Source organism: Catellatospora bangladeshensis, from assembly GCF_016862575.1.
Taxonomy (GTDB): domain Bacteria; phylum Actinomycetota; class Actinomycetes; order Mycobacteriales; family Micromonosporaceae; genus Catellatospora; species Catellatospora bangladeshensis.
This window is the reverse complement of record NZ_BONF01000034.1, coordinates 69,647-94,134: the sequence shown is the minus strand read 5'-3', so window position 1 is coordinate 94,134 and position 24,488 is coordinate 69,647. Positions and strand designations below refer to the sequence as shown.

At 73.7% G+C, this 24,488-nt stretch carries 20 protein-coding genes; 12 read left to right on the top strand and 8 right to left on the bottom strand.

Translation table 11 applies throughout. From position 1 onward, the window contains the following. Nucleotides 1-6: 6 nt before the first annotated feature. Nucleotides 7-255: a helix-turn-helix domain-containing protein gene (locus Cba03nite_RS27755; protein WP_203752206.1), complete on the top strand. Its 249-nt coding sequence runs from the start codon at nucleotides 7-9 to the stop codon at nucleotides 253-255. 12 nt (nucleotides 256-267) lie between these two features. Here Cba03nite_RS27755 and Cba03nite_RS27750 read toward each other — a convergent pair whose 3' ends face one another. Together Cba03nite_RS27750 and Cba03nite_RS27745 are read right to left on the bottom strand one after the other, a co-directional pair. Then, nucleotides 268-1,503, bottom strand: a complete 1,236-nt coding sequence (locus Cba03nite_RS27750; RefSeq protein ID WP_203752203.1) for a hypothetical protein — start codon at nucleotides 1,501-1,503, stop codon at nucleotides 268-270. Between the two features lie 97 nt (nucleotides 1,504-1,600). Then, nucleotides 1,601-3,088 (bottom strand): MFS transporter, encoded by a 1,488-nt coding sequence (locus Cba03nite_RS27745; RefSeq protein ID WP_203752201.1) that lies wholly within the window; start codon nucleotides 3,086-3,088, stop codon nucleotides 1,601-1,603. 64 nt (nucleotides 3,089-3,152) lie between these two features. Between Cba03nite_RS27745 and Cba03nite_RS27740 the strand changes: the two genes are divergently transcribed. Further along, complete coding sequence (locus tag Cba03nite_RS27740; RefSeq protein WP_203752199.1) at nucleotides 3,153-4,112, top strand: helix-turn-helix transcriptional regulator; 960 nt, start codon at nucleotides 3,153-3,155, stop codon at nucleotides 4,110-4,112. Between the two features lie 57 nt (nucleotides 4,113-4,169). Here Cba03nite_RS27740 and Cba03nite_RS27735 read toward each other — a convergent pair whose 3' ends face one another. Beyond that, nucleotides 4,170-5,783 (bottom strand): ABC-F family ATP-binding cassette domain-containing protein, encoded by a 1,614-nt coding sequence (locus Cba03nite_RS27735; RefSeq protein WP_203752197.1) that lies wholly within the window; start codon nucleotides 5,781-5,783, stop codon nucleotides 4,170-4,172. 178 nt (nucleotides 5,784-5,961) lie between these two features. On the opposite strand from Cba03nite_RS27735, the gene Cba03nite_RS27730 reads away from it, so the two are divergent. Further along, nucleotides 5,962-6,672: a hypothetical protein gene (locus Cba03nite_RS27730; RefSeq protein WP_203752195.1), complete on the top strand. Its 711-nt coding sequence runs from the start codon at nucleotides 5,962-5,964 to the stop codon at nucleotides 6,670-6,672. A 16-nt stretch (nucleotides 6,673-6,688) separates the two neighbouring features. On the opposite strand, the gene Cba03nite_RS27725 is transcribed toward Cba03nite_RS27730, so the two are convergent. Next, a complete protein-coding gene (locus tag Cba03nite_RS27725; protein WP_203752193.1) occupies nucleotides 6,689-7,678 on the bottom strand; it encodes an Acg family FMN-binding oxidoreductase in 990 nt (329 codons plus the stop codon). A gap of 366 nt (nucleotides 7,679-8,044) precedes the next feature. Between Cba03nite_RS27725 and Cba03nite_RS27720 the strand changes: the two genes are divergently transcribed. The 4 genes from Cba03nite_RS27720 (at nucleotide 8,045) to Cba03nite_RS27705 (ending at nucleotide 12,964) form a co-directional block, all read left to right on the top strand. Beyond that, the gene (locus tag Cba03nite_RS27720) at nucleotides 8,045-9,373 is read left to right on the top strand and encodes a GGDEF domain-containing protein (protein WP_203752191.1); all 1,329 of its coding nucleotides are present in this window, start codon (nucleotides 8,045-8,047) and stop codon (nucleotides 9,371-9,373) included. Nucleotides 9,374-9,440: 67 nt separating this feature from the next. After that, on the top strand, nucleotides 9,441-10,904 hold the full coding sequence (locus Cba03nite_RS27715; protein WP_203752188.1) for a phytoene desaturase family protein: 1,464 nt from the start codon (nucleotides 9,441-9,443) through the stop codon (nucleotides 10,902-10,904). A gap of 3 nt (nucleotides 10,905-10,907) precedes the next feature. Further along, the gene (locus Cba03nite_RS27710) at nucleotides 10,908-12,353 is read left to right on the top strand and encodes a lipase maturation factor family protein (RefSeq protein ID WP_203752185.1); all 1,446 of its coding nucleotides are present in this window, start codon (nucleotides 10,908-10,910) and stop codon (nucleotides 12,351-12,353) included. A gap of 68 nt (nucleotides 12,354-12,421) precedes the next feature. Further along, nucleotides 12,422-12,964, top strand: coding sequence for a hypothetical protein (locus Cba03nite_RS27705; RefSeq protein ID WP_203752182.1), 543 nt, complete (start codon nucleotides 12,422-12,424; stop codon nucleotides 12,962-12,964). 4 nt (nucleotides 12,965-12,968) lie between these two features. On the opposite strand, the gene Cba03nite_RS27700 is transcribed toward Cba03nite_RS27705, so the two are convergent. Next, a complete protein-coding gene (locus Cba03nite_RS27700) occupies nucleotides 12,969-14,138 on the bottom strand; it encodes a hypothetical protein (RefSeq protein ID WP_203752179.1) in 1,170 nt (389 codons plus the stop codon). A 55-nt stretch (nucleotides 14,139-14,193) separates the two neighbouring features. Continuing rightward, on the bottom strand, nucleotides 14,194-14,562 hold the full coding sequence (locus Cba03nite_RS27695) for a winged helix-turn-helix transcriptional regulator (protein WP_203752176.1): 369 nt from the start codon (nucleotides 14,560-14,562) through the stop codon (nucleotides 14,194-14,196). A 64-nt stretch (nucleotides 14,563-14,626) separates the two neighbouring features. Here Cba03nite_RS27695 and Cba03nite_RS27690 point away from each other — a divergent pair, with 64 nt between their 5' ends. From Cba03nite_RS27690 to Cba03nite_RS27680, 3 genes are all read left to right on the top strand, one after another. After that, nucleotides 14,627-15,136 carry a hemerythrin domain-containing protein gene (locus Cba03nite_RS27690; RefSeq protein ID WP_203752173.1) on the top strand — a complete coding sequence of 170 codons (510 nt, stop codon included), beginning with the start codon at nucleotides 14,627-14,629 and terminating at the stop codon, nucleotides 15,134-15,136. Further along, entirely contained in the window at nucleotides 15,129-16,007 is an 879-nt protein-coding gene (locus Cba03nite_RS27685) for an LLM class flavin-dependent oxidoreductase (RefSeq protein WP_203752171.1), read from the top strand. The genes Cba03nite_RS27690 and Cba03nite_RS27685 overlap by 8 nt, the downstream gene beginning before the upstream one ends. Nucleotides 16,008-16,179: 172 nt before the next feature. Next, nucleotides 16,180-18,213, top strand: a complete 2,034-nt coding sequence (locus Cba03nite_RS27680) for an RCC1 domain-containing protein (protein ID WP_203752168.1) — start codon at nucleotides 16,180-16,182, stop codon at nucleotides 18,211-18,213. Nucleotides 18,214-18,572: 359 nt separating this feature from the next. On the opposite strand, the gene Cba03nite_RS27675 is transcribed toward Cba03nite_RS27680, so the two are convergent. Continuing rightward, nucleotides 18,573-19,139, bottom strand: coding sequence for a dihydrofolate reductase family protein (locus Cba03nite_RS27675; RefSeq protein ID WP_203752165.1), 567 nt, complete (start codon nucleotides 19,137-19,139; stop codon nucleotides 18,573-18,575). Between the two features lie 12 nt (nucleotides 19,140-19,151). Further along, nucleotides 19,152-19,904 carry a class I SAM-dependent methyltransferase gene (locus Cba03nite_RS27670; protein ID WP_203752162.1) on the bottom strand — a complete coding sequence of 251 codons (753 nt, stop codon included), beginning with the start codon at nucleotides 19,902-19,904 and terminating at the stop codon, nucleotides 19,152-19,154. A gap of 140 nt (nucleotides 19,905-20,044) precedes the next feature. Between Cba03nite_RS27670 and Cba03nite_RS27665 the strand changes: the two genes are divergently transcribed. Together Cba03nite_RS27665 and Cba03nite_RS27660 are read left to right on the top strand one after the other, a co-directional pair. Next, on the top strand, nucleotides 20,045-21,367 hold the full coding sequence (locus tag Cba03nite_RS27665; RefSeq protein WP_239126053.1) for an alpha-lytic protease prodomain-containing protein: 1,323 nt from the start codon (nucleotides 20,045-20,047) through the stop codon (nucleotides 21,365-21,367). A 92-nt stretch (nucleotides 21,368-21,459) separates the two neighbouring features. Then, entirely contained in the window at nucleotides 21,460-23,820 is a 2,361-nt protein-coding gene (locus Cba03nite_RS27660; protein WP_203752159.1) for a M4 family metallopeptidase, read from the top strand. Nucleotides 23,821-24,488: the final 668 nt, after the last annotated feature.

Below are 24,488 nucleotides of genomic sequence, written 5' to 3'. Positions count from 1 at the left end.
GGTGCCATGGTACGCACACCGCTGACCGAGGAGGAGCGCCGCCGCGGGCTGGCGCTGGGCCGCACGCTGCAACGCGCCCGCGGCGACCGCAGTGCCGCCGAGGTGGCGCTGCTGGCGGGCATCTCGCTGGACACCCTGCGCAAGATCGAGCAGGGCGTCATCGCGACCCCCGCCTTCTTCACCGTTGCCAACCTGGCCCGCGTCCTCGACCTCGACCTCAACGACCTGGCTGCGGAGCTGGCCATCCCGGTCTGAGCCGCGCCTGGCTCACCAGTGGCCGCGGTGCAGGCGCAGCAGGAAGACGAAGAAGACGCGCAGCGCGCCCGCCGCCAGCGCGATCATCAGCGCGACCAGAGCGTACTGCGCGGTCTTGCCGTCCTCGGGGGTCCACGCGCCCGCAGCGCTGCCCAGATACCAGCCGCCGCCGATGAGGAATGCTGTCAGCAGGGCGACCTCGATCGCGACGGCACGACCAGGGCGCGCCAGGCCCACCGGCAGATCCTGCTCGGGTACGGGCTGCTCGGCGGGCACGGGCGGGGCCGGGCGGTGCGGCGACACGGCCACCAGCGGCGCGCCCTGCCGGCGGCCCCGCATCCGGGCCCAGGCGCTGGACATGCGGAAGGTCGACGTGTCCAGCGCGTGCGGGTTCACCCGGTTGCCCAGCGCGCTGAACAGCTCCGCCGCCTCGCGGTGCCGCCCCACCAGCGAGGCCGCAGCGGTGAGGTAGCCCAGCGCGCTCACCCACCCGTGCACCGGCTGGAAGTCGGGGTGCCCCGCCGACCGGGCGATCGCCCAGAGCACGCGGTCGACGTACTCCTGATCCCGCAGCACTCGGCTGCTGCGTACCTCGCCGGTGTGCTCGAAGTGCGCCTCCGCGATGATCGCCGCGTTGAGCGAGCCGCCGGGTGCCTGCTCGGCGCACTCGCGGGCGAAAGCGTGCATCGCGGCGAGAGACCCGCCCCACTTGGGACACAGCTGCTGCAGCAGCTGTGTCTGGGCCATGTACGGGTGCGGACGGGCCTGCGCCGCCCACTCGTACCGGGCCCGGGTCTGCTTGATGCCCAGCCCCAGGCCGCGGGATATGCGCACCCGCTCGGTCCAGGCCGCCACATTGCCCGGCTGCTCCTTGGTCACCTGCGAAAGCAGCGCGTCGGCACGATGCAGGTGCTCGTGGAAGACGACGAACTCAGCCCGGGTGACCAGCGCGGCCCGTGCGGCGCTGCGTGCCTGCCAACCCTGGCGGACGAGGCGGGCTCCCAGCAGCGTGCCCTGCAACGGCGAGAAGCTCTGCTGCTGCAGGAACGTCTCGACGCCTTTGGTGCCCGCGACGAGCCCCACTGAGATCGACGGGTCGTGCTCCGCGGGCAGCTGCTCGAAGTACGACTCCACCGCGGCCCAGTCGCGGGCCTTGAGTGCCTGGCTCAGCGGCGCCATGTCCGGGTAGCACGCGAGCAGGTCGGACGTCGGTCGCGCGGGGGCATGCGGCATCGGGAGGGTCAGCACGGCGAAGATCGTATGCGGAGGATCAGGCGCACGGAATACGCCGGTGGAATGACGTGGGGGCGGCCCGATCGGGCCGCCCCCACGGTGAGCGCAGCACTCAGACCAGCGCGGGCTCCCGCTCCGGCAGCTCGGCGACCACCGGCTCCTCCGCGACGGCCGCGGCGGGCCGCTCGGGTCGGCGGGCGTGGCGGGGGAGCAGGAATGCCAGGCCGAACGCGGCCACGGTCAGCGCGATGGCGACCAGGGTGACCCGCTCGGAGGCCAGCAGGAACCCGGCCGCCTGGCCGGTCGTGCCCGCCGCGGCGAAGAACACCGTGCCCAGCACCGCGACCCCCAGCGAGGCGCCGAGCTGCTGGATCGACTCCAGGATGCCCGAGGCCGAACCCACCTCGTGGTCGGCGATCTCACCCATGATCACGTCGAACAGCGGCACGAAGATCATTCCCATGCCCAGGCCGTACACCAGCAGCGGCAGCGCCAGCGTCCAGCCGCCGACGCCCAGGCCGTACTGGGTGAACACGGCGTAGAGCAGGATCAGGCCCACGGTCATCAGGGTCAGGCCCAGGTGCAGGATGCGCCGGCCGAGCTTCGCCATGGCCCCGGCGCTGAAGCCGGAGCCGAGGAACGCGCCGATCGCCCACGCCGACATGGTCACGCTCGCCCGCAGCGGGCTGTGGCCGAGGCCGAGCTGGAGGAACAGGCCGACCGCGAGCGAGAAGCCGACGATGGCACCGAAGAAGACCAGGACGAACAGCGCACCCGAGGTGTACGAGCGCTTGCCGAACACGCTCAGCTCCACCAGCGGCGTACGGCCCGCGCCGCGACGGCGCTGCTGGTGGGCGGTGAACAGCGCGAGCACCACCACCGAGGCGGCCAGCATGACCCAGATCCAGGCCGGCCAGCCCAGCTCGCGGCCCTGCATCAGCGGGAACACCAGCAGGAACATGCCCACCGCGGCGAGCACCGCCCCGGTCGCGTCCAGCCGCCGCGGCCGCATCACGCCGCGCCCGGCGGGGAGCGTACGCAGCCCGGCGATCAGCGCGAACGCGCCGAGCGGCAGGTTGATCGCGAACACCATGCGCCAGCCGGTGCCGAGCACGTCCGCGTCGACGAGCAGGCCGGACACCACCGGGCCGAGGATGGTGGACAGGCCGATGGCCGGGCCGAACACCCCGAACGCCTTGCCGACCTCCGCTGGGCCGAACAGGTCCCGGATCAGCCCGAAGCCCTGCGGGATCATCACGGCGCCGAACAGGCCCTGCACGATGCGGGCCGCGATGAGCGACTCGGGCGACCAGGCCGCAGCGCACAGCGCGGACGCGGCGACGAAGCCGACGACCCCGACGAGCAGGACCCGGCGGCGGCCGAACATGTCGCCCAGGCGCCCGCCGGTGAGCAGGCCCACGGCCAGGGCGAGGGTGTATCCGGCGGCGATCCACTGCAGATCGACGTAGGTGCCGTGCAGGTCGGCCAGGATGGCGGGGGCGGCGACGTTGACGACCGTCGAGTCGAGCAGGTTCATGAGGGTCGCGGCGAGGATCGCCATGAGGCCGAGCCAGCGGCGGCCGTTGCTGATGTTCTCCATGCCGTAGACCCTGTCAGGCCATTAGGAACGGTACGTTCCTAATGCGTACGGCAGAATCGAAAACATGTTGGAGACCTCGGCCCGCCTGCTCAAACTGCTGTCCCTGCTGCAGACCCCGCGCGAATGGTCCGGCACCGAGCTGGCCGGGCGCCTGGAGGTGAGCACCCGGACCGTGCGCAACGACGTCGACCGGCTGCGCAACCTCGGCTATCCGGTACACGCCACCCGTGGCGCCGTCGGCGGCTACCGGCTGGGCGCCGGGGCGAACCTGCCCCCGCTGCTGCTCGACGACGAGGAGGCGGTGGCGGTCGCGGTCGGGCTGCGCACCGCGGCGGCCGGTTCCATCGCCGGGGTGGAGGACACCTCGCTGCGGGCGCTGGCCAAAGTGGAGCAGGTGCTGCCCGTGCGGCTGCGGCGGCGGGTGAACGCGCTGCAGACGTACACCGTGGCGGTGCCGGCCCGGCGGCGCGGGCCGGAGGTGGACCCGCAGGTGCTCACCACCCTGGCGGCGGCCTGCCGCGACCACGAGCGGGTCCGGTTCGACTACCGCGCCCACGACGGCACCGCGACCCGCCGCGAGGCCGAGCCCTACCGCCTGGTCAACTGGGGGCGTAAGTGGTACCTGGTCGCCTACGACGTGCAGCGCGGCGACTGGCGCACGTTCCGGGTGGACCGGATCGAGCCGCGTACGCCCGGCGGGCCCCGGTTCGCACCGCGCCCGCTGCCCGCCGAGGACCTCGCCGCCTACGTCTCCCGTGGTGTGTCCACCGCGACCTGGCACTACCGGGCGCGCATCGTGGTGCACGCGCCCGCCGAGGTCATCGCGCAGCGGCTGCCCGCCACGGCCGGTTCGGTCGAGGTGATCGACGAGCACACGTGCGCGGTCACCACCGGCGCGGACACCGCCGAGACCATGGCGATGTGGATCGGCTTGCTCGACGCCGACTTCACCGTGCACGACGCGCCCGAGCTGTCCGCCGCCCTGCGCCGCCTCGCCGACCGCTACCAGCGCGCCGCCGGCTGACCTGCCTTGTGGATCGAAGCCCCGCCACGCTGCCGAAACGGCGTGGCGGAGCTTCGATCAAGGCGTGCCGAGGCTCAGCTCGCGGCCGGGCCAGCGGTCGCGGAGCCAGCGGTCGTGGCTGGCGACGACGATCGCGCCGGGGCCGGTGCCCAGGGCCTCCTCCAGCTCGTCGGCGAGCCGGGGCGACAGGTGGTTGGTGGGCTCGTCGAGCAGCAGCAGCTCGGGCGGGTCGGCGACCAGCAGGGCCAGGGCCAGCCGGCGTCGCTGCCCGACGGACAGGTCCCCGACTGCGGTGCCGAGGTCGCGCGGGGCGAGCAGGCCCAGTGACCGCAGCGGCACCGCCTCCGCCCGTACGGGGCCGAGCACCTGCTCGTAGGTGTCCTGTGCGGTCCGGTCCGGACGGTCGAACACGGTGTCCTGGGCCAGCAGGCCCACCGTCAGGCCGCGGCGGCGGCGCACCTCACCCGCCGCGTCCAGCCGTCCGGCCAGGACCGCGAGCAGCGTGGACTTGCCCGCCCCGTTCGGGCCGGTGACCAGCAGCCGGTCGGCCGCCGACACGTCGAGCCGGTCCAGGGCCAGCCGGCCGGGCACCCGTACCTCACGCAGCGACAGCAGGGTGCCGTCGGCGGCCACGGCCGCCAGCGGGGCCTGGAACCGCAGCGGCTGCGGTGGCTTGCGCACCTGGTCACGTTCCAGCTCGTCGAGGCGGCGGGCGGCGTGGCGGACCCGGCGGGAGATCTGGTTCTGCACCCGGCCGGTGGTGTGCCCGTAGCCCATCTTCTCGTTGTCGCGGCGCGCACGGCCGGGCGCGACCTGGTGTGCGGTCACCGACACGGCGCGGCGCAGCTCGGCCAGCTCCTCCTGCTCCTCCTCGAACCGGCGCTGCCAGCGTTCCCGCTCGGCGACCCGTTCGGCCTGGTAGGCGCTGTAGTTGCCGCCGAAGCGCAGCGGGCCGTCGACGGCCGGGTCGAGGTCGACCAGGTCGGTGCAGACCGCGTCGAGGAACGCCCGGTCGTGGCTGGCCACCACGACCACCCCGGGCAGGCCGCGCAGCTGCTCCTCCAGGAACGCCGCCGCGGCGTCGTCGAGGTGGTTGGTGGGCTCGTCGAGCAGCAGCGCCGACGGGCGCCGCACCAGCAGCGCGGCCAGCGCGAGGCGGCCGCGCTGGCCGCCGGACAGCGAACCCAGCGTGCGGTCGTGCGGGATCGCGCCCAGGCCGAGTCCGGTCAGGACCAGCCCGGCCCGCCGGTCGGCGTCCCAGGCGTCGTGCTCCTGGGCATGGTCGAGACGCTCGCCGTATGCGGCCAGCAGCTCGCCGTAGCCGGGGGAGTCCGGTGCGGCGTCGGCGAGCTCCCCGGTGAGCCGGTCGAGTTCGGCCAGGTCGTGCCGGGCCTCGCGCAGCGCGTCGGCGAGCACGTCGGCGATCGTCGCCGCCGCGTCGAACGGCATCTCCTGGTGCAGGAAGCCGAGGTCGGCCGGGCGGGTGACGCTGCCGGAGTCGGGTTCGTCCGTGCCGGCGAGCAGCCGCAGCAGGGTGGACTTGCCGGCGCCGTTCTCGCCGATCAGGCCGATCCGGCGGCCGGGCGCGACGGTGAGGGAGACGCCGTCGAGCACGCGGCGGGTGCCGAGCGTACGGACGAGGTCGTGCGCGAGCAGGGGAGCATGAGACATGGGACACCACCGACGAGGTCGATTCGATCACCCGCCGGGCGGTGCCTCGGTCGCGGGTGCGGGATGGCGTCAGTGGCTCACATCGCCGACCAAGATACGCCGCGTCTGCCGCGACCTGCAAACGGATAGCGCGGATCACCCCCGCTCCCTAGGGTCGGCGGAGACGGAGGAGGCGCGGATGGTGTCGGGTTACCTGTGGATCGACGAGTCGGCCCCGGACCACGCGCGCTCGGCCGCGGCCGGTGGGCTGGTGCGCATGCCGTCGCCCCGGCCGCCGTGGCTGGTGGTGTACACGGCGCCCGACCGTGTGCTGGTGAATCGCTGGCCGGGCCGGTTGTGGCAGGTGGAGATCGTGCCCCCGGAGCCGGAGCCGGAGGTGGCGGCGCTGGCCGAGATCACGGCGAGGATCGTGCCGGGCGCCGGATACACCCATGCGAGCTGCGTCGAGGTGGTGGCCGAGGTGTCCCCGGCGCTGCCGTTCGGCGCGCACGGCGCCGCGGTGGCGCGGGTCGTCGAGGCCGGGCAGGCCCTGGACGAGCCGACGGCGCACCGGCTGGCCGCGGCCCGGAGCCCCGAGGCCGGGCATGCGTACACGGCCGCGTGGCGGCGGTGGTCGGAACAGCCACGCGGGTGGGGGCTGCACTCACCCGTCGGATCCGGGCTCGGGCTGCTGGGCACGGTGCTCCAGGCCAGTGCCCGGCTGCGCGGCGGGCCGGGAGCGTGGGTGGTGGACGGCGACGGCGAGCACGTGGTGGCCGAGCCGTGGGACTCCGCCTTCGGTGCGCTGCGCGAGGCGGCGCTCGCCTACGGTGCGCCGCAGCTCGTGGACGGAGCCGCCCGCGAGCTGCTGGCGGCGCCGTGGGACACGGTGTACGGCCCGCTGCGCTGACACCGCGCCCGTCCGCTCAGTCGCCGGCGTCCACGCTGGTGGTCTCGTCGAACGCCAGCCGCGGGGTGCGGCCGGGCAGCCCGTGCTCCGGGTCGGCCGCCCCCAGCCGCAGCACGATGTACGCGTGCCCGAGCTGGGACAGGATCCGGCGCATCATGGCCCGGGTGCCGTCGATCTCGACGACCTGGCTGAACGGCAGCACGGCGAGCCCCTGCGCGGTCGCGTGCAGCCATACCGCCGACAGGGCCTGCCCGGCGCGCAGCCACGCGGCCCGGTCGTCGTCGTCGCCGAACAGCACGACGTAGGTGGAGGCCTTGTCGTGCCCGCCGCCGACCTCCAGGGTGCCGCGGGTGCCGAAGTCGCGCTCGCCGACGTCGGTCTCGGGCCGCCGGTCGGGGATGACCTCGGGCGGAAGCCCCGCCCCCGCGGGACGGTCCGGCCCGGTCCAGCGCGCCGTCTCGGCCTGCCAGGCGGGTTCGGCGGCGGCCGCGTCCTCGGCGCGCGACACGGCGACCACCAGGTCGGTGACCTGGTCGGGGTTGAGCCGGTGCAGGTGCACGCCGTACTGCCCGGCGATCTCGCGCAGCTCGTCGACCTGCTCGGCGGTGACCGCGACGCCGACGGTGGGCCGCCGGTCGGTGTGCCGCAGCCGCAGCGCCTGCATCAGCCGCATCGCCTCGGGCGTGACCGGTGCCCCGGCCGCCGAGGTCAGCACGGCCAGCAGGCCGGGATCGGCGGGGTCGGGCAGCATTCGCACGTCGACGTCATGCCCGGCGGCGCGCAGCGCGACCTCCGCGTGGTGCAGCGCGGCGCCGCAGCTGACGGTCAGCATCCGGCCGTCGGGGTCGGTGCCGGGCAGCGCGCGCGAGGGGTCGGTGCGCAGTTCGAGCCGGTCGGGGTGGACCGACCAGTGCCACGGCTGGGTGTTGTGGATCGACGGTGCGCGCCCGGCCGCCTCCGCGGCCTGCGCGTACGCGGCGCCCGGTGCGCCGTGCGATGTGGTCATCGGTCCCTCCGTACGTTGTGGCTCCAGTGCACGCGACGGCGGCTCCTGTCGCCAGGAGCGAAGTGCCCGCCGCGACCGGGACTTCCGACCTCCTAACCGGTAGATCAACCCGGCGGATGCGGCGTGACGTGCCCGGGTTCGATCAGGACCGGCGGCGCCGCCGGACGGGCCGCGTCCCGAGCCCGCCTGACACCGGCAGCCCCCATGGTCGTCACCTCCCACCGGGAACGGCTTGACCCTCACGAAGGGTAACCACCGGCGGGGCGCGCGTCATCCGTCCGGCGCTCCGGGCGCCGGGGTCCGGCCGGGTCGCTACTGTTGCCGTATGCGCTGTTCAGCGCGGTGCCCGGCGGTGGGGACCCCGCGATGAGAACGGACATCAGGCGCTATTTCACCCGGCTGCCCTGGTCTCCGGGCACATCGCGGCCGTCGACCGTGCGCGACCGGTTCGCCCGCGTCGGCCCGCGGCTCACCCTGCTCATCGTGGTGCTGGCGGCGCTGCTGCCGCTGCTGGGCCTGCTGGCCGAGCGGGAGCAGCGCGCTGCCGGGGTCCGCGGGGCGCGGGCCGAGGCGCAGCAACTGGCCGAGGTGATCGCGCACGACGTCGGCGAGGACGCGGCAGGCGGGCAGGAGACGGACCCGGCCCGGCTGCGGCAGCACCTGGAAGAGCTGCGGGCCCACGTGGGCGGGGACATCGAGATCGTCGACCTGCGGCGCAACGTGCTGGCGGCGACCATGCCCGAGGCGCAGTCGCGGCAGCTCGGCGCGGACGCCGGAGGCCAGATCGCGGCCACCATCCGCGACGGCCTGCCCCGCGTGATCAGCCACGACGCCGGCCAGGAGGTGCTCAGCCTGGTGGTCGTGCCGATCCGGACCGATGCCGGCATCGTCGGCGCGGTGCTGCTGGACTACACCGACCTCACCCATGACCTGCTCGACTCGGGCGCGACCGCCCGGCGGAACACGATCATCGCCGCGCTGGGCGGCATGGCCGTCGCGCTGGCGCTCGGCTGGGCGCTGTCCCGGGGCCTGGTGCACGATCTGCGGCGGCTGACCGCGGTGGCGCACCGCTACGCCGAGGGCGAGTACGACGTGCGGGCGGAGGTGTCCTCCCGAGGTGAGGTGCGCGAGCTGGCCGCCGCGTTCAACACGATGGCGGAGCGCATCGCCGAGCGCCGCGCGGTCCTCACCGACCTGGCCACCACCGACGCGCTCACCGGCCTGCACAACCGGCGCGCGTTCCGCACCAGCCTGGCCCGCGACCTGGCCCGTGCCGAACGCGGCGGCGACGCGCTGGCCCTGTTGATCATGGATCTCGACCACTTCAAGGCGATCAACGACGAGTACGGGCACCTCGGCGGCGACGCGGTGCTGCGCCACGTGGGCGCGGTGCTGCAGCGGGAGCTGCGGGCCGACGACGTGGCCGCCCGGCTCGGCGGAGAGGAGTTCGGCGTGCTGCTGCCCGGCGCCGGACACGAGGCGGCGATGGCCATCGCCGAGCGGCTGCGCCAGGCGATCGCGCGCATGGCCACCGTGTACCAGGAGCGGTCGGTGGCGGTCACCGCGAGTTTCGGGGTGGTCGCCTATCCCGAGCACGGGCGGACCGCCGGGGAGCTGGTCGAGCGCGCCGACGGGGCGCTCTACGACGCCAAACGCGCCGGCCGGAACCGCGTGTGCGCGCCGGAGCCGGGCTAACGCAGGTGTCAAAGCCGGACGCCGCGGGTAAAGGGCTGGACCGAGGGCACTCGTAGCGGAGCGGAGCGTGGTGGGCGCTGCCGGCAGGTTCGACGTCGACGCGGTGGTGGTGGGCACCGGCCCGAACGGGCTCGCCGCCGCGGTGACGCTCGCCCGGGCGGGGCTGCGCGTGATCGCGTACGAGGCCGGTGACACCGTCGGGGGCGGCGCCCGCACCGAGGAGCTGACCCTGCCCGGCTTCTGGCACGACCCCTGCTCGGCGGTGCACCCGCTGGGCGCGGGCTCGCCCGTGTTCCGGGCCTGGCCGCTGGAGCGCCACGGGCTGCACTGGGTGGAGCCCGACGTGGCGCTGGCGCACCCGTTCCCCGACGGCACGGCGGCGACGCTCGCCCGCTCCGTCGCGGCTACGGCCGCCTCCCTCGGGATGGACGGGCCCACGTACCGGCGGCTGGTCGGGCCGTTCCTGGGCCGCTGGGACGAGCTGTCGGTGGACGTGATGCGCCCGCCGCTGGCGGTCCCGCCCCGCCACCCGCTGCTGCTGGCCCGGTTCGGGCTGCCCGGGGCGCTGCCGGCGGCGCTGCTGGCGCACCGGTTCCGCGGCCGGCACGCGCGGGCGCTGGTCTCCGGGCTGGCCGCGCACGTGCCCACGCCGCTGCGCACGGTTGGGACCGGTGGCGTCGCGCTGATGTTCGCGCTGGCCGCGCACGCCGTGAGCTGGCCGATGGTCCGGGGCGGGTCGCAGCGGCTGTCCGACGCGCTCGCGGCGTACCTGCGTGAACTCGGCGGGAAGGTGGTGACCGGCTGCCCGGTGAGCCATCTCGACGAGCTGCCCCGGGCGCGGGCGTACCTGCTGGACGTGGTGCCGCGGCACCTGGCCGCGCTGGCGGCGGGGATGCTGCCGGAGGGCTACCGGCGGCGGCTGCGCGCCCTGCAACCCGGCCCGGCCGTATTCAAGATCGACTACGCGCTGTCCGGCCCGGTGCCGTGGACCGCGCCCGCCTGCCGCGAGGCGGGCACCGTGCACCTCGGGCCGAGCATGGCCGACATCGACGCCTCACTGTGCGCCGTGCGCGCGGGCAGGACCGCGGACCACCCCTTCCTGATCACCGCGCAGCCCGGCCGCTGGGACCCCGGCCGCGCCCCCGCCGGGCAGCAGGTGTTCTGGGCGTACGCGCACGTGCCGAACGGCTGGGACGGCGACCTCACCGCCGCGATCGAGGCGCAGCTGGAACGGTTCGCCCCCGGCTTCCGGGACCTGGTGCTCGCCCGCGCGGTCGCCGGGCCCGCCGAGGTGCAGCGGCGCAACCCGAACTACCTCGGCGGCGACATCGCCGGTGGCCGGTGCGACGGCCTGCACCTGCTGCTGCGGCCGACGCTCGCGCCCGTGCCGTACGCCACCGCCCACCCCGCCGTGTTCCTGTGCTCGTCGGCGACCCCGCCCGGCCCCGGCGTGCACGGCATGTGCGGCTACCACGCCGCCCGGGTGGCGCTGCGGCGCGTGTTCGGCATCCGGGCCCCGGCGGACGGCTGAGCCATGGACTGGTTCACCGCACAGGACCAGTGGTGGGGCCGGATGGTCTTCCAGCGCGGCCTCGCCGCGATCTACCTGGTCGCGTTCCTGGTGGCGGTGAACCAGTTCCGGGCGCTGCTGGGCGACCACGGGCTCACCCCGGTGCCGCGCTTCCTGGCCCGGATCCCGTGGCGGCAGGCGCCGAGCGTCTTCTACCTGCACTACTCCGACCGCTTCCTGGCGGTGGTGGCGTGGACCGGGGTGGCCGTGTCGGCGGCCCTACTGGCCGGGGCGGGCGACCACGTTCCACTGTGGCTCGCGATGGCGCTCTGGCTGCTGCTGTGGGCGCTGTACCTGTCGATCGTCAACGTCGGCCAGCTCTGGTACGCCTTCGGCTGGGAGAGCCTGCTGGTCGAGGCCGGATTCCTCGCCGTGTTCCTGGGCAACGCCTCGGTCGGGGCGCCGGTGGCGGTGATGTGGCTGCTGCGGTGGCTGCTGTTCCGGCTGGAGTTCGGCGCCGGACTGATCAAGATGCGCGGCGACCGGTGCTGGCGCGACCTGACCTGCCTCTACTACCACCACCAGACCCAGCCGATGCCCGGCCCGCTGAGCCGCCTGTTCCACCTGCTGCCCCGCCCGCTGCACCGGGCCGAGGTGCTGGCCAACCATTTCACGCAGCTGGTGGTGCCGTTCGGGCTGTTCCTGCCGCAGCCCGTGGCGAGCGTGGCCGCCACGATCATCCTGGTCACCCAGCTGTGGCTGGTCGCCTCCGGCAACTTCTCCTGGCTCAACTGGATGGCGATCATCCTGGCCGCGTCGGTGATCGACTACTCGCCGCTGCTCGGTGCGGCCCCGGCCGCCGGTCCCGGGCCGGTCTGGTTCGTGGCCCTCGTCGCGGCCGTCGTGGTGCTGGTGCTGGTGCTCAGCTACCGCCCGGCGCGCAACCTGTTCTCCCGGCACCAGCTGATGAACACCAGCTTCGACTCGCTGCGCCTGGTCAACACCTACGGCGCGTTCGGCAGCGTGACCAAGGTCCGGCACGAGATCGTCATCGAGGGCACCCGCGACCGCCTCCCCGGCCCCGACACCGTCTGGCAGGAGTACGGCTTCAAGGGCAAACCCGGCGACCCCCGCCGGCTGCCACCCCAGGTCGCGCCGTACCACCTGCGCCTGGACTGGCTGATGTGGTTCGCCGCGATGTCGCCGCTGCACGCCCACCCGTGGCTGCTCACGCTGCTCGGGCGGCTGCTGGCCGACGACCGGCCGGTGCTGCGCCTGCTGCGCCACAACCCGTTCCCCGACGCGCCCCCGACCTACGTGCGGGCGCTGCTGTACCGCTACCGCTTCACCGACCGGGCCGAGCGGCGGGCCACCGGCGACCGCTGGCACCGCACCCTCGTCGACGAGTTCGTGCCGCCCGTCGCGCTGGAACACATGCCCGCCGAGCGACGGCGGCACCGCCCCGGGTGATCACGCGTGTCCTGCGCCACCGAATGCACGGGCGGCGGCGGATTGACTCCATTCGCGACCATGGGCGAATGACGCTGACCGATGGAGTGCTGTGGCAGGCCCAAGACCAGGGCCGGAACTGGCGACGCTGGATCCTGCGGGCCACCGTGACCGCGCTCGTCGCCGTGGGCGGCCTGCTGGCGGCCGTAACCGGCTGGCCGGTCCACGGCTCGGTGGTGGCGGGCGGCGCAGTGCTCGTCGGGCTGCTCGGGTTCGGTTACTGGCTAGGGGACCGCCGGAAGGTGATCGAGATCCGGTCGGTCAGCGGCACGGCGCCGGAGCTTCGCCTGCGTACGGTAACCGGCCGCGTGGACCAGGTCGCCGTGGCAGATGTCGGGAACATCCGTCTTCTCACCAGGATCTCACCCTACGATCCGGACATCGCCTTCCGGTCCTACCGGACGACCCTCACCCTCGAACTGCGCGGCGGGCGATCCTACCGGTGCCGGCGCATCAGTGAATTCACCACCACGGGCCCCGTCGAGGGCGCCAAGGAGCACTGGCAGTCGCTGTTTCCGGCGGCGCGGGTGACCGCCGAGGCACGTTTCGACGGCTCCGGCACCGGCGACTGACGACCTAACCGGGCGGCGACCCGAGTGCCCCGCCCTCAACCAGGCGTCGGCACGCGTCGCGGTCGTACGGCAGGCCCGCGTCGCGCATCTCCAGGCCGACGGTCCCGTCGCCGGGAACCCACAGGTCCGCGTTCTGGACGAGCGCGCCGAGGTAGCGGCGCTGCACCGGGGACAGCTCGCCGGTGGTCCCGGCGGGAAACAGGGCGCGCAGCAGCGGGCCCCAGTCCTCGCGGACGGTGTACGGGCTCGCGACCGGCGCGATGGCCAGCGCCACCGGCAGCAGGCGGTCCGCGTCGTGGACCCGTTCGAGCACGGCCTGCACGAGGGCGAACCGGATGCGCCCGCGCAGCTGCGGCGGCCGGTGCGCGAACCAGGTGTCGGTCGCGGCGGGGTCGGCCAGCGCGGCGAGCAGCTCGGCGGTGGCGGCCGGGTCGTCGGCGAGCATGGGCGCGAGCGCCGCACACGCGCGCACGCCGGGATGCGGATCGTCCAGGTAGGCGCGTGGTTCGAGGGCGAGGTCGCCCATGGCCAGCACCAGCGCGGCGCGCTCGTCCGGCCCGGCTGCCGCGGCGAGCGTGTCGAGGCGCTGCTCCAGCAGCCGACCCTGCCTCGTGGCGTCCAGCACCTTGCCGCAGGCGCCGACGGCATGGGTTGCCGCTGCGCGTACCCCCGGATCGGGGTCGGCCAGCGCGGTCGTGGCCGCGGTGAGCAGCGTGGGGACCACGTCGCGGCAGCCCTGGATCGCGCGGCCGTACACGGCGTTGCCGAGGATCTCGTCGCCGTAGATCGCCTCCTCGTCGTCGGCGCCGAAGGCCGCCGCCAGCGCGGCGTTCACGTCGAAGCCGGCGGGCGGGGCCAGCTCGTCGAGGTCTTTGCGGACCAGGCCGGCCTCGGCGACGGCGGCGAGGAAGCGGATCAGCTCCGCCCGCAGTTCGGCATCCTCGGTGCCGGCCAGCCGCGGGTCGCCGGCCAGTCCGGCGATCGCGACGGCGGCCGGTGGTGTCGCCGTCCACGGCGTCCCCTGGTGAAGCACTGCCGACCAGAGGTGGTTCAGCGCCGCGCTGCGGCCCGCCGGGTCGCGCTCGGCGAGCGCGGCCAGGTGCGCCGGGGTGTCGTCCGCCCGGCCGTAGGCGTGCAGCAGCGTGGCGAACTGTCCGTTGTCGATGCCGGTCACCCCGGCAACCTACTCCCGGGCGCCGGCGGGGCGGCGCGTCAGCGGCTGACAGGCGTCACGGCAGCTTGTCGAGGGCGCCTGGGTTGCGGGCGGTCCACTCGAACAGCGGCTGCATGGCGTCGATCAGCTCGGTGCCCCGGGCCGTGGGCGCGTAGAGGATCTGCACCGGCGTGCTGGGGATCACCTGGCGTTCGAGCAGGCCGACCTGTTCCAGCTCGCGCAGGCGCTGGGTGAGGACCCGGTCGGAGATGCCGTGCACGAAGGCGCGGTACTGCCCGAAGCGGCGGGCGCCGCGCTGCCCGGCGAGCAGGACCATGCCGACCCAGCGGCGTCCGAGCAGCTCCAGCACGGGCTGGAACGAGCGGCAGGCGGCGTCGCTGGGGTGGTCGAGGTGCAGGCCGGGGGAGTGCTGAGCCGTGGTCACTAACCTATAGTAAGTAGCTAACCAGCGGTTTGCCCAGCGCCGGGGCCGACGACAAGCTGGGGCGGTGAGTCAAACACGATCAACGGAGAGCCCGCTGCTGGCGGAGCTGCGCTGGATCCACGACATGCTGCGCCGCGATCTGGCGACTGTGCGCCGGCTGGCCGACGAGGCCGCCGCCGGGGCGCCCGCCGCCGCGCTGCAGGAGGGTCTCCGGCGGCTGCAGTCCAGCGGCCCCCTGTTCCAGCTCAAGGCCAACTGCCTGTCCTACTGCCAGGTGGTGCACCACCACCACAGCCTGGAGAGCGCGCTGCTGTTTCCCGCGGTGCGCCGCTCTGCGCCCCATTTGAAGGAGACCGTCGACCGCCTGGAGGCCGACCACCGGCTGGTCTCCGGGCTGCTCGACCAGGTCGAGGGCGCGGCCCGCGCCTTGGGCGGCGACGACCGGGCGGTACGCGAGAAGCTGGTGGCGGCGCTGCGCACGCTCTCCGATCACCTGCTGGAGCACCTGGCGTTCGAGGAGGAGTCGCTGGCGCCCGTGCTGGCGACCTGGAAGAGGTGGCCGCACCATGGCTGAGCAGCTGCGTTTCGGTGTCGCGGTGACCCCCGGCGCGCACGACCCGGCGGCGATGACCGAGCTGGCCCAGGCCGCCGACCGGGCCGGGCTGGACCTGATCGCGGTGCAGGACCACCCGTACCAGCCGGGGCACCTGGACACCTGGACCGCGCTCACCCACCTGGGCGCCCGCACCGAGCGGATCGGGCTGCTCACCGACGTGGCCGACCTGGCGCTGCGCCCGGCCCCGATGCTGGCCAAGGCCGCCGCCTCGCTGGACGTGCTGACCAGCGGCCGGGTCGAGCTGGGCGTCGGCTCCGGCGGCTTCCCGGACGCGGTCGCCGGGATGGGCGGCCACGCCGTACGCGGCGGGCAGGCCGTCGAGTTCACCGCCGAGGCGCTGGCGCTGCTGCGCGCGGCGCTGGACGCGGACGGCCCGATCGGGCTGGACGGGCGGCACCACCGCGTCGGCGGATACCAGCCCGGCCCGGTCCCGCCGCACCGCGTGCCGGTGTGGGTGGGCGCGCAGGGACCGCGCATGCTCGGCCTGATCGGCGAGCTGGCCGACGGCTGGATCTGCCCGCTGAACATCTACGTGCCGCCGGAGGAGGTGCCCGCCAAGCAGGCCCTCATCGACCGGGCCGCCGTCGCCGCGGGCAGGGGGACCGGTGACGTGCGCCGCCTGTACAACGTGCTGGGCCTGATCGGCGGCGGCCACCGCGGCAAGGGCCTGTTCGGCCCGGCCGAGGTCTGGGCGCAGACTCTGGCCGGATGGGCACGCGAGCTGCGCTTCGACACGTTCGTGTTCTGGCCCGCGATGTCCGAACTGGACCAGCTCCAGCGGTTCACGGAGGAGGTCGTGCCCCGGGTGCGGGAGCTGGTGCGCGGCTGAGCGCCGCCGGGCGGTCCGGTCCATCCGGAGTGGACCGGATCGCTCGTTCCGGGTCGGCCCGACGACGCGACCGTCCCGGATGCACGGACGAAAAGACCACCTGAACCGACGCTGCCGCCCGGCCGCCCGCGCGTGATTGCATTCGCGCAGACCTATGGGGCGGGAGTCGTGCATGCGTAGACAGCTGGGTGCGGTGCTGGTCGGGGTGCTGGTCGCGGTCGGGTTGCCCGCCGCCACGGCGGCCGACGCCGCCGACGTCACCTACACCGCGTACACCTGGGGCGGCAACAGCCTCGGCCAGCTCGGCAACGGCACCACCACGTCGCGGCTCACGGCCGGCCCGGTCACCGCCGTCACCGACCTCGTGCAGCTCGCCGGGGGACGGGACCACGTCGTCGCGCTCGACGCGTCCGGCCGGGTGTGGACCTGGGGAGGCAACGCGTTCGGGCAGCTCGGCCTCGGCGACCTGACCAACCGGTCCACGCCCGTGATCGTGCCGGGCCTGCCCGTCATCGTCGAGGTCGCGTCCGGCCACGACCACTCCCTGGCCCGCACCGCCTCGGGCGCCGTCTACACGTGGGGCCTGAACACCACCGGCCAGCTCGGCGACGGGTCCACCACCAACCGGCGCTCGCCGGTGCTGGTGTCGGGCCTGACCGACGCGGTGCGCATCGCCGCCGGGCGGGACATGAGCTACGCCATCCGCGCCAACGGCTGGGCGGCGGCCTGGGGCCTCAACGACACCGGCGCGCTCGGCGACGGCACCACGACCAACCGCAGCACTCCGGTCCGGGTGGGTTCGCTGACCGGCGTCGAGTCGATCGCGGGCGGCCGCAACCACGGCCTGGCGAAACTGTCCGACGGCTCGCTGTGGGCCTGGGGCTGGAACGAGTACGGCCAGGTCGGCGACGGCACCCTCACCGACCGGACGTCACCCGTCCAGATCATCGCGTCGGGGATCACCGAGGTCATCGGCGGCGCGCACCATTCTTACGCGCTGCGCGCCGACGGGCAGGTGCTGTCCTGGGGCCGCAACTACCGCTCCGAGCTGGGCGACGGCACCACCACCGACCGCACCCGGCCGGTCTCCGTCATCGGGGTGACCTCCGCGGTGTCCATCGCGTCCGGACGTGACCACGGCATCGCCGCGATGGCGAACGGCACCGTCATGACGTGGGGCTACAACGCCAGCGGCCAGCTCGGCGACGGCACCACCACCAGCCGGACCCGCGCGGTCACCGCGACCGGCCTGACCGGGGTGACCGTGGCGGGAGGCGGCGGCCAGGCGTACTCGGCGGTGCTGGTCCCGAACGGGCCGCCTCCGCCGGACCAGGAGCCCACCGCCGCGTTCAGCTTCTCCTGCACCGCGCTGGCCTGCACGTTCAACGGCAGCGGCTCGTCCGACCCGGACGGTGTCGTGACGGGATACGCCTGGACGTTCGGCGACGGCGCCACGGGCAGCAGCGCGAGCACCTCGCACACCTACGACGCGGCGGGCAGCTACCCGGTGACGCTCACCGTGACCGACGACGACGGGCTCACCGGCAGCCTGACCCGCACGGTCACCGTCACGGCGACGCCGCCGACCGGCAACGTGGCCTTCCGGGCGGCGGTGGGCAGCGACGCCAACACGATGACCCCGACGGTGACCGTGCCCGCGAGCGTGCAGGCGGGGGACACGCTGGTGCTGTTCCTGTCCGGCAACCGCGCCGCGACCACCACCACCCCGGCCGGGTGGACCCTGCTCGGCACCCGCAGCGACGGCACCGACCTGCGGTCCTGGGTGTTCACCCGCACCGCGGCCGCCGGGACGGCCGGGTCGGCGGTGAGCACCACGCTCGACGCCTTCACCAAGGCCAGCCTGGTGCTGGTCGCGTACTCCGGCGCCGGTCCGGTCACCGTCACCGGGTCGCTGGAGGACACGGCCACCAAGACCACGCACCCGACCGCGGCGGTGGCCGTGGCCGCGGGCGGCTCGACGGTGGTCAGCTACTGGGTGCAGAAGCTCAGCTCGACCGGGTCGTGGACCGTGCCCGGCACGGTCACCCCGCGCACCTCGACCACCGGCAGCGGCGGCGGGCTGCTGTCCACCGTCGCGGGCGACAGCGGCGGCGTGGCCGCTGGAACGTGGCCCGGAGTGACCGCGACCAGCAGCGTCGCCTCGGCCCGTGCCATCGGCTGGAGCGTGGTCGTCCCGCCCGCCTGACGGTGGGCGTCGGGGCAGTAGGCGGCCCGCCGATGGCGCGTCGCGCAGTCGAGGGCTTCGTCGCGGTGGGCACCACTCGCGTCTGGGATGATCAGCGCATCCGGCGGGAAGGAGCCGTTCAATGGGACGAATGGCCGATGGAACGCCGATCCCGGTGCGGTGCGAGGGGACCGTGCTGGTGCACGAGGACGACACCGGTACGTGTGCCGAACCGGACTGCCCGGGGACCGACGAGCGCCACCGTGGCCTCATCGACGCCTGCCGGCTCGATGCATGCGTTCATTGCCCCTCGGGACCGGGTTGGATCGACAACCTCTAGCTCATCCGGCGCGGGCAGCCGCCGGCACCGGATGAGGTGGTCAACCTCCGTGCTTGGCGGCGTACCTCAGGAACAGCACGTCGTTGGCGAACCTGCGCTCCTCCAGCAGGTCCAGCTCGGCACGGACGTCGGCGGGGAAGAAGGGGTTGCCGCCGCCGACGATCGCCGGGCCGACGAACAGCTGGTACTCGTCGACCAGCCCGGCGCGGATCGCCTGCGCGGCGAGGGTCGGGCCGTCGATGGTGAGATCGCGGTCGGACTCGGCCTTGAGCGCGCGCACCGCGTCCGGGTCGAAGGTCCGCTCGATCCGGGTGCGCCGGGTGGACGGCTCGGCGAGCGTGGTCGAGTACACGATCTTGTCGACGGCCTGCCAGATCTTCGCGTACTCCAGGATGTGCGGCGGCTGGTCCGGCTCGGCGTCGGCGGTCTCCCAGTACGACATGACCTCGTACATCTTGCGTCCGACCAGGTAGGTGCCGAAGGCGCGGGCGCGTTCGTTGATGAAGGCGTGCGTCTCGGGCTCCGGCGCGCCCCAGCCGAAGTTGCCGTCGCGGTCGCTGACGAAACCGTCAAGCGACGTGATCATGGAATAGATCAGCTTGCCCATCCCAGAATGATGTCAGCCGCCTGTGACAGCCTGCGAGAGGCGGTACACCGAGACATGGTCGCGCGAGTCGGCGGTGAACGGCGTCCCGGCCCAGTCGGCGTGCCGTGACTCCAGCTCGAACCCGGCGAGCTGCGCCATCAGGTCCAGCTCGGCCGGCCAGACGTAGCGGTGCGGGCTGCGGAACACGCGGGCCTGGCGGCCCTCGCTGAACCGGAAGTGGTGCGACACGACCTGCTGTCGCAGCACGTCGTACGTGTCCAGCCCGATGTACCCGGGCTCGCTGCCGAAGATCATGCCGGGCTGGCCCGGGGGCAGGCGGCGCAGGTCGGGCACCCACAGCTCGATCACGAATCGGCCGCCGGGGACCAGGTGGCGGGCGGCGTTGCGGAAGCAGGCGACCTGCTCGGCCTGGGTGAGCAGGTTCGAGATCCCGTTGTAGACGAGGTAGACCAGGGTGAACCGGCCCGGTGCGACGGCGGTGGCCATGTCGCCGTGCACCACGGGCAGCGCCGTCTCGTCCGCTTTGGTGCGGAGCTGCTCGATCATCGGCTGGCACAGCTCGATGCCGGAGACGGGCACGCCACGCGCGGCCAGCGGGAGGGCCACCCGCCCGGTGCCGACGGCGAACTCCAGCGCGGCACCGTCACCGGCCAGCGCGGCCAGGCGGTCCACGGTGGGCTCCAGCACCTCGGGCGCGAACATGCCGGTGCCCGGGGTGTCGTAGCGCTGCGCGGCCTCGGCGTCCCATACGTCCTCATGTCGCATGCTCGCGATCATCGATGCGCAGGTCAGGGCTGTCCACCGGTTTACTTACCGTAAACAATATGAGCTATTCGATAGTACAAAGTTAACAGTGGTCTTCCTAGATTCCAGGCATGGCCAACAGATCCACTTTGATCACTACCGTGCTTGCCGCGACAGGGCTTGCCGCGGCCCTGCTCGTCGCGCCGACCGCGATGGCCGGCAGCACCGCCCCCGCTGCCGCACCCGTGCACGCCGACCGCGGCATGGTCGCCGAGCTCGCCCGCACCCTGGGCGTCAGCCCGGAGCAGGCGCTGTCCCGGCTCGGCCGCGAGGCCGCGTTCGCCCGCACCGAGGACGGCCTGCGCCGGGTCCTCGGCGACGGCTTCGGCGGCGCGTACCTCAACACCGACGCCTCCCAGCTCACCGTCGCGGTGACCCGCCGCGCCGACAGCGCCCGGGTCCGGGCCGCCGGTGCTGTCCCGGTCGTCGTCGAGCGCAGCGAGGCCGGGCTCGCCGCGGCGGCCGCCCGCCTCGACCGCCGCGCCGCCGCCGCGCCCAAGCAGGTGCCCGGCTGGTACCCGGACGTGCGCACCAACAAGGTCGTCGTCATGTACCACGACGGCGCCCTCGACGCGGCCCGCACCTGGGCCGCCGCCGCCGGCCTCGACGCCGCGAGCGTGCGCTACGAGGTCAGCACCGAGCAGCCGCGCCCGCTGATCGACATCATCGGCGGCAACGCGTACTACATCGGCAGCGGCACCCGCTGCTCGGTCGGCTTCGCGGTCACCGGCGGCTTCGTCACCGCCGGGCACTGCGGCAGCACCGGCGCGAGCACCACCCAGCCCAGCGGCAGCTTCGCCGGGTCCAGCTTCCCGGGCAACGACTACGCCTGGGTCCGCACCGCCGCCGGGAACACGCCCCGCGCGCTGGTCAACCGCTACTCGGGCACGGTGCCCGTGGCCGGTTCGCAGGCGGCCGGGGTCGGCGCGTCGGTGTGCCGCTCGGGCTCGACCACGGGCTGGCACTGCGGCACCATCAACGCTCTCAACAGCTCGGTGACCTACTCCCAGGGCACCGTGTCCGGTCTGATCCGGACCAACGTCTGCGCCGAGCCCGGCGACTCCGGCGGCTCGCTCATCGCCGGTGACCAGGCGCAGGGTGTCACCTCGGGCGGCTCGGGCAACTGCAGCTCCGGCGGCACCACCTACTTCCAGCCGGTCAACGAGATCCTGCAGACCTACGGCCTGACCCTGACCGTCAGCGGCGGCACCCCGCCGAGCACCGGCCCCACCCCGACCGCGGGCCCGACCGGCCCGCCGCCGGGCTGCGGCGGGCTGCCCGGTTGGAGCGCCACCACGGCGTACGCGCCCGGCGCGACCGTCTCCTACAACGGCCGCCGCTACGAGGCCACCTGGTGGTCCACCGGCGCCGAGCCCGGCGCGGCCGGGTCCTGGGCCGTCTGGGCCGACAAGGGCTCCTGCTAGCAAGCGTTCCTCCCCATCAGGTGGCCTGGGCGTCCTGGAGAAACGCCCAGGCCACCACCCCCCGCACACCCCTTCCTAAGGAGTCCGTCCTCGTGAAGTCCATCGGCATACGGATCACGCTCGCGGCCACCGCCGCGGCCGTGGGCCTCGCCCTGGTGATCCCGGGCGTGTCCGGCGCCATCGACAGTCCCGCCGCCGCACCCGCCCCGGCCGCCGACCCGGCCGTGCTCGCGGCGGCCGCCGCCGACCGCGCCGCGAACAGCGGCTACGACGCCCTCGCCAAGGGCCCCGACGAATCCTTCCTGCGCCGCGACGTCGTGTCCGGCTCGGGTGGCTTCCAGTACGTGTCCTACGAGCGCACCTACCGCGGCCTGCCCGTGCTCGGCGGCGACGCCGTCGTGGTCACCGACGCCAAGGGCGCCGTGCGCGACACCGCCTCCGCGCTCGGCCGCGGCGTCACCCTCACCACGACCACCCCGAAGATCACCGCGGCGCGCGCCGAGACCGTCGCGCGCAAGCAGCTCGACAAGGTCCGGCAGCTCACCCCGGCGCAGCTCGCCGTGCACGCGGGCGAGCGCGGCGACCGGCTCGCGTACGCCGTCGTGCTCGAAGGCGTCAAGGCCGGTGCGCCCAGCCGCCTGCACGTCGTCGTCGACGCGCACACGGCCGCCGTGCTCGACGTGCGCGACGACGTGCGCATGGGCACCGGCAACGGCTACTACAACGGCCAGGTCAGCATCACCACCAGCGGCTCCGGCAGCTCCTGGTCGATGACCGACAACACCCGGCCCGGCATCCGCTGCGGCGGCCAGAACGGCGCCGCGTACACCGGCACCGACGACAACTGGGGCAACGGCTCCGGCACGAACCTGGAGACCGCCTGCGTCGACGCGCTCTATGCCGTGCAGCGCGAGTGGGACATGCTCAGCTCCTGGCTCGGCCGCAACGGCATCAACGGCAGCGGCGGCGGCTTCCCCGCCCGGGTCGGCCTCGCCGAGGTCAACGCGTACTGGAACGGCAGCTACACCAACTTCGGCCGCAACCAGGCGGGCACCGGCCAGGCCACCCCGATCGACGTCGTCGCGCACGAGTACGGCCACGCGATCTTCCAGACCACCCCCGGTGGCGCCGGATCCGGCAACGAGAACGGCGGCATCAACGAGTCCACGGGCGACATCTTCGGCGCGCTCACCGAGGCGTACGCCAACAACCCCAACGACCCGCCGGACTACCTCGTCGGCGAGGAGGTCAACCTCGTCGGGCAGGGCCCGATCCGCAACATGTACAACCCGCAGGCGCTCGGCGACCCGAACTGCTACAGCTCGGCCATCCCGAACACCGAGGTGCACGCCGCGGCCGGCCCGAACAACCACTGGTTCTACCTGACCGCGATCGGCTCGGCCGGGGGCGGCGGCAACCCGGCCAGCCCGACCTGCAACGGCTCGACGGTCACCGGCATCGGCATCCAGAAGGCGGGCCAGATCTACATGGCCGCGCTCAACCTGAAGACGTCGAGCTGGCGCTACGTCAACGTGCGCACGGCGACGCTGCGCGCGGCCGTGAACCTGTTCGGCGCGTCGTCGGCGGAGTGCCGCACGGTGAAGGCGGCCTGGGACGCGGTCAGCGTGCCCGCGCAGTCCGGTGAGGCCCAGTGCAGCATTGCGCCGGGCAACGACTTCTCGCTGACGGTCAGCCCCGGCAGCGGTACGGTGCAGCGCGGCAGCAGCGTCAGCACGACCGTCAGCACCGCCACCACCTCCGGCAGCGCGCAGACGGTCAGCCTGACCGCGAGCGGCCTGCCGTCCGGGGTGACGGCCAGCTTCAGCCCGTCGTCGGTCACCTCCGGCGGGTCCAGCACGCTGACGCTGACCGCGAGCGCTTCGGCGGCGACCGGCTCGGCGGCGGTCACCGTCACCGGCACCGGGCCGAACGCCACGCACACGGCGACGTACACCGTCACGGTCACCACCGTGCCCGGTGGCGACGACTTCGCCGTGTCGCTGTCGCCGGCCTCCGCGACCGTCGCGGCCGGCGGCTCCACCAGCGCGAGCGTGGGCACCACGACCACCTCGGGCAGCGCGCAGACGGTGAACCTGTCGGTGACCGGCGCGCCGACCGGGGTGACCGCGTCGGTCAGCCCGTCGTCGGTGACCTCGGGCGCCGGGGCGACGCTGTCGGTCGCCGTCGGGGCGAGCGCGGCGCCGGGGACGTACACGCTGACGGTGACGGGTGCGGGCAGCTCCGCGACGCGTACCGCCACCTTCACTCTGACCGTGACCGGCGGTGGTGGCGGCTGCGGCAGCCTGCCCGCATGGAGCTCCACCACCGCGTATGTGCCAGACGACCTCGTCTCGCACAACGGGCGGCGGTGGAAGGCGACCTGGTGGTCGACCGGTGCCGAGCCGGGAGCGCCCGGGTCCTGGGCGGTCTGGTCAGACCAGGGCGCCTGCTGAGGTAAGGGGGAAGAGGGCGGCTGCCGTCACGGGGCAGCCGCCCTCGCTATGCGTCTGGGGGTGGGTCAACTGCGAGCGCGCTGGGTCGGCGTCCGTCAAATGCCCAGCACTTATAGCTGCATCGGTCGAACACGGTTTCGGCCAGGAAACAGCCGATCGGCGCGATGTCTGCCGCGGCGTGCAGCCCGGTGAAGGTCGCGTAGCGCCAGCGGCAGTTCTCCAGGCGACATTCTTGAACACGGCGCTGGTCCACTGCGTGCAACCAGGGCGCAGCCTTAATCGCGCAGCGGTCCACTGTCACTCAGTCGAGCCTCGATGACAATAGGTCGGCGTCGACGAACCCCGAGCGCGCCCGTGACGCGGGTGAGCTGCGCGCGTGACCAGACCTTGCCGGTGATCAGCTGCTCTGTAGTCGTGCGCGTCGTCCGGTTCGGTCAGGCGGTCCAGAGTGTGAAGTAGCGCAGGAAACGACATCAACGGCCCGCCGTCGGACCAGGTTGTCGATGAAGTTTGACGGCAGAGCGCGAGGGTTCGGGCCGCGAGCTGTAACTGCTGTACTGATCAATCCCGATAGCACAACGTGGTACCCGCCCGCCACTGCCCCATGTGCCTGTTTTGCGCTGCACCAACACCGCTGATGGATACAATTCCGGCAGAACGTCTCGGGC

Excerpts from the sequence above, each read along its gene's own strand:
- Cba03nite_RS27745 (WP_203752201.1), bottom strand. The coding sequence starts at position 3,088 with ATGGAGAACATCAGCAACGGCCGCCGCTGGCTCGGCCTCATGGCGATC.
- Cba03nite_RS27725 (WP_203752193.1), bottom strand. The coding sequence starts at position 7,678 with ATGACCACATCGCACGGCGCACCGGGCGCCGCGTACGCGCAGGCCGCG.
- Cba03nite_RS27680 (WP_203752168.1), top strand. The coding sequence starts at position 16,180 with ATGCGTAGACAGCTGGGTGCGGTGCTGGTCGGGGTGCTGGTCGCGGTC.
- Cba03nite_RS27670 (WP_203752162.1), bottom strand. The coding sequence starts at position 19,904 with ATGCGACATGAGGACGTATGGGACGCCGAGGCCGCGCAGCGCTACGAC.
- Cba03nite_RS27755 (WP_203752206.1), top strand. The coding sequence starts at position 7 with ATGGTACGCACACCGCTGACCGAGGAGGAGCGCCGCCGCGGGCTGGCG.
- Cba03nite_RS27685 (WP_203752171.1), top strand. The coding sequence starts at position 15,129 with ATGGCTGAGCAGCTGCGTTTCGGTGTCGCGGTGACCCCCGGCGCGCAC.
- Cba03nite_RS27675 (WP_203752165.1), bottom strand. The coding sequence starts at position 19,139 with ATGGGCAAGCTGATCTATTCCATGATCACGTCGCTTGACGGTTTCGTC.
- Cba03nite_RS27730 (WP_203752195.1), top strand. The coding sequence starts at position 5,962 with ATGGTGTCGGGTTACCTGTGGATCGACGAGTCGGCCCCGGACCACGCG.
- Cba03nite_RS27720 (WP_203752191.1), top strand. The coding sequence starts at position 8,045 with ATGAGAACGGACATCAGGCGCTATTTCACCCGGCTGCCCTGGTCTCCG.
- Cba03nite_RS27740 (WP_203752199.1), top strand. The coding sequence starts at position 3,153 with ATGTTGGAGACCTCGGCCCGCCTGCTCAAACTGCTGTCCCTGCTGCAG.
- Cba03nite_RS27735 (WP_203752197.1), bottom strand. The coding sequence starts at position 5,783 with ATGTCTCATGCTCCCCTGCTCGCGCACGACCTCGTCCGTACGCTCGGC.
- Cba03nite_RS27705 (WP_203752182.1), top strand. The coding sequence starts at position 12,422 with ATGACGCTGACCGATGGAGTGCTGTGGCAGGCCCAAGACCAGGGCCGG.
- Cba03nite_RS27710 (WP_203752185.1), top strand. The coding sequence starts at position 10,908 with ATGGACTGGTTCACCGCACAGGACCAGTGGTGGGGCCGGATGGTCTTC.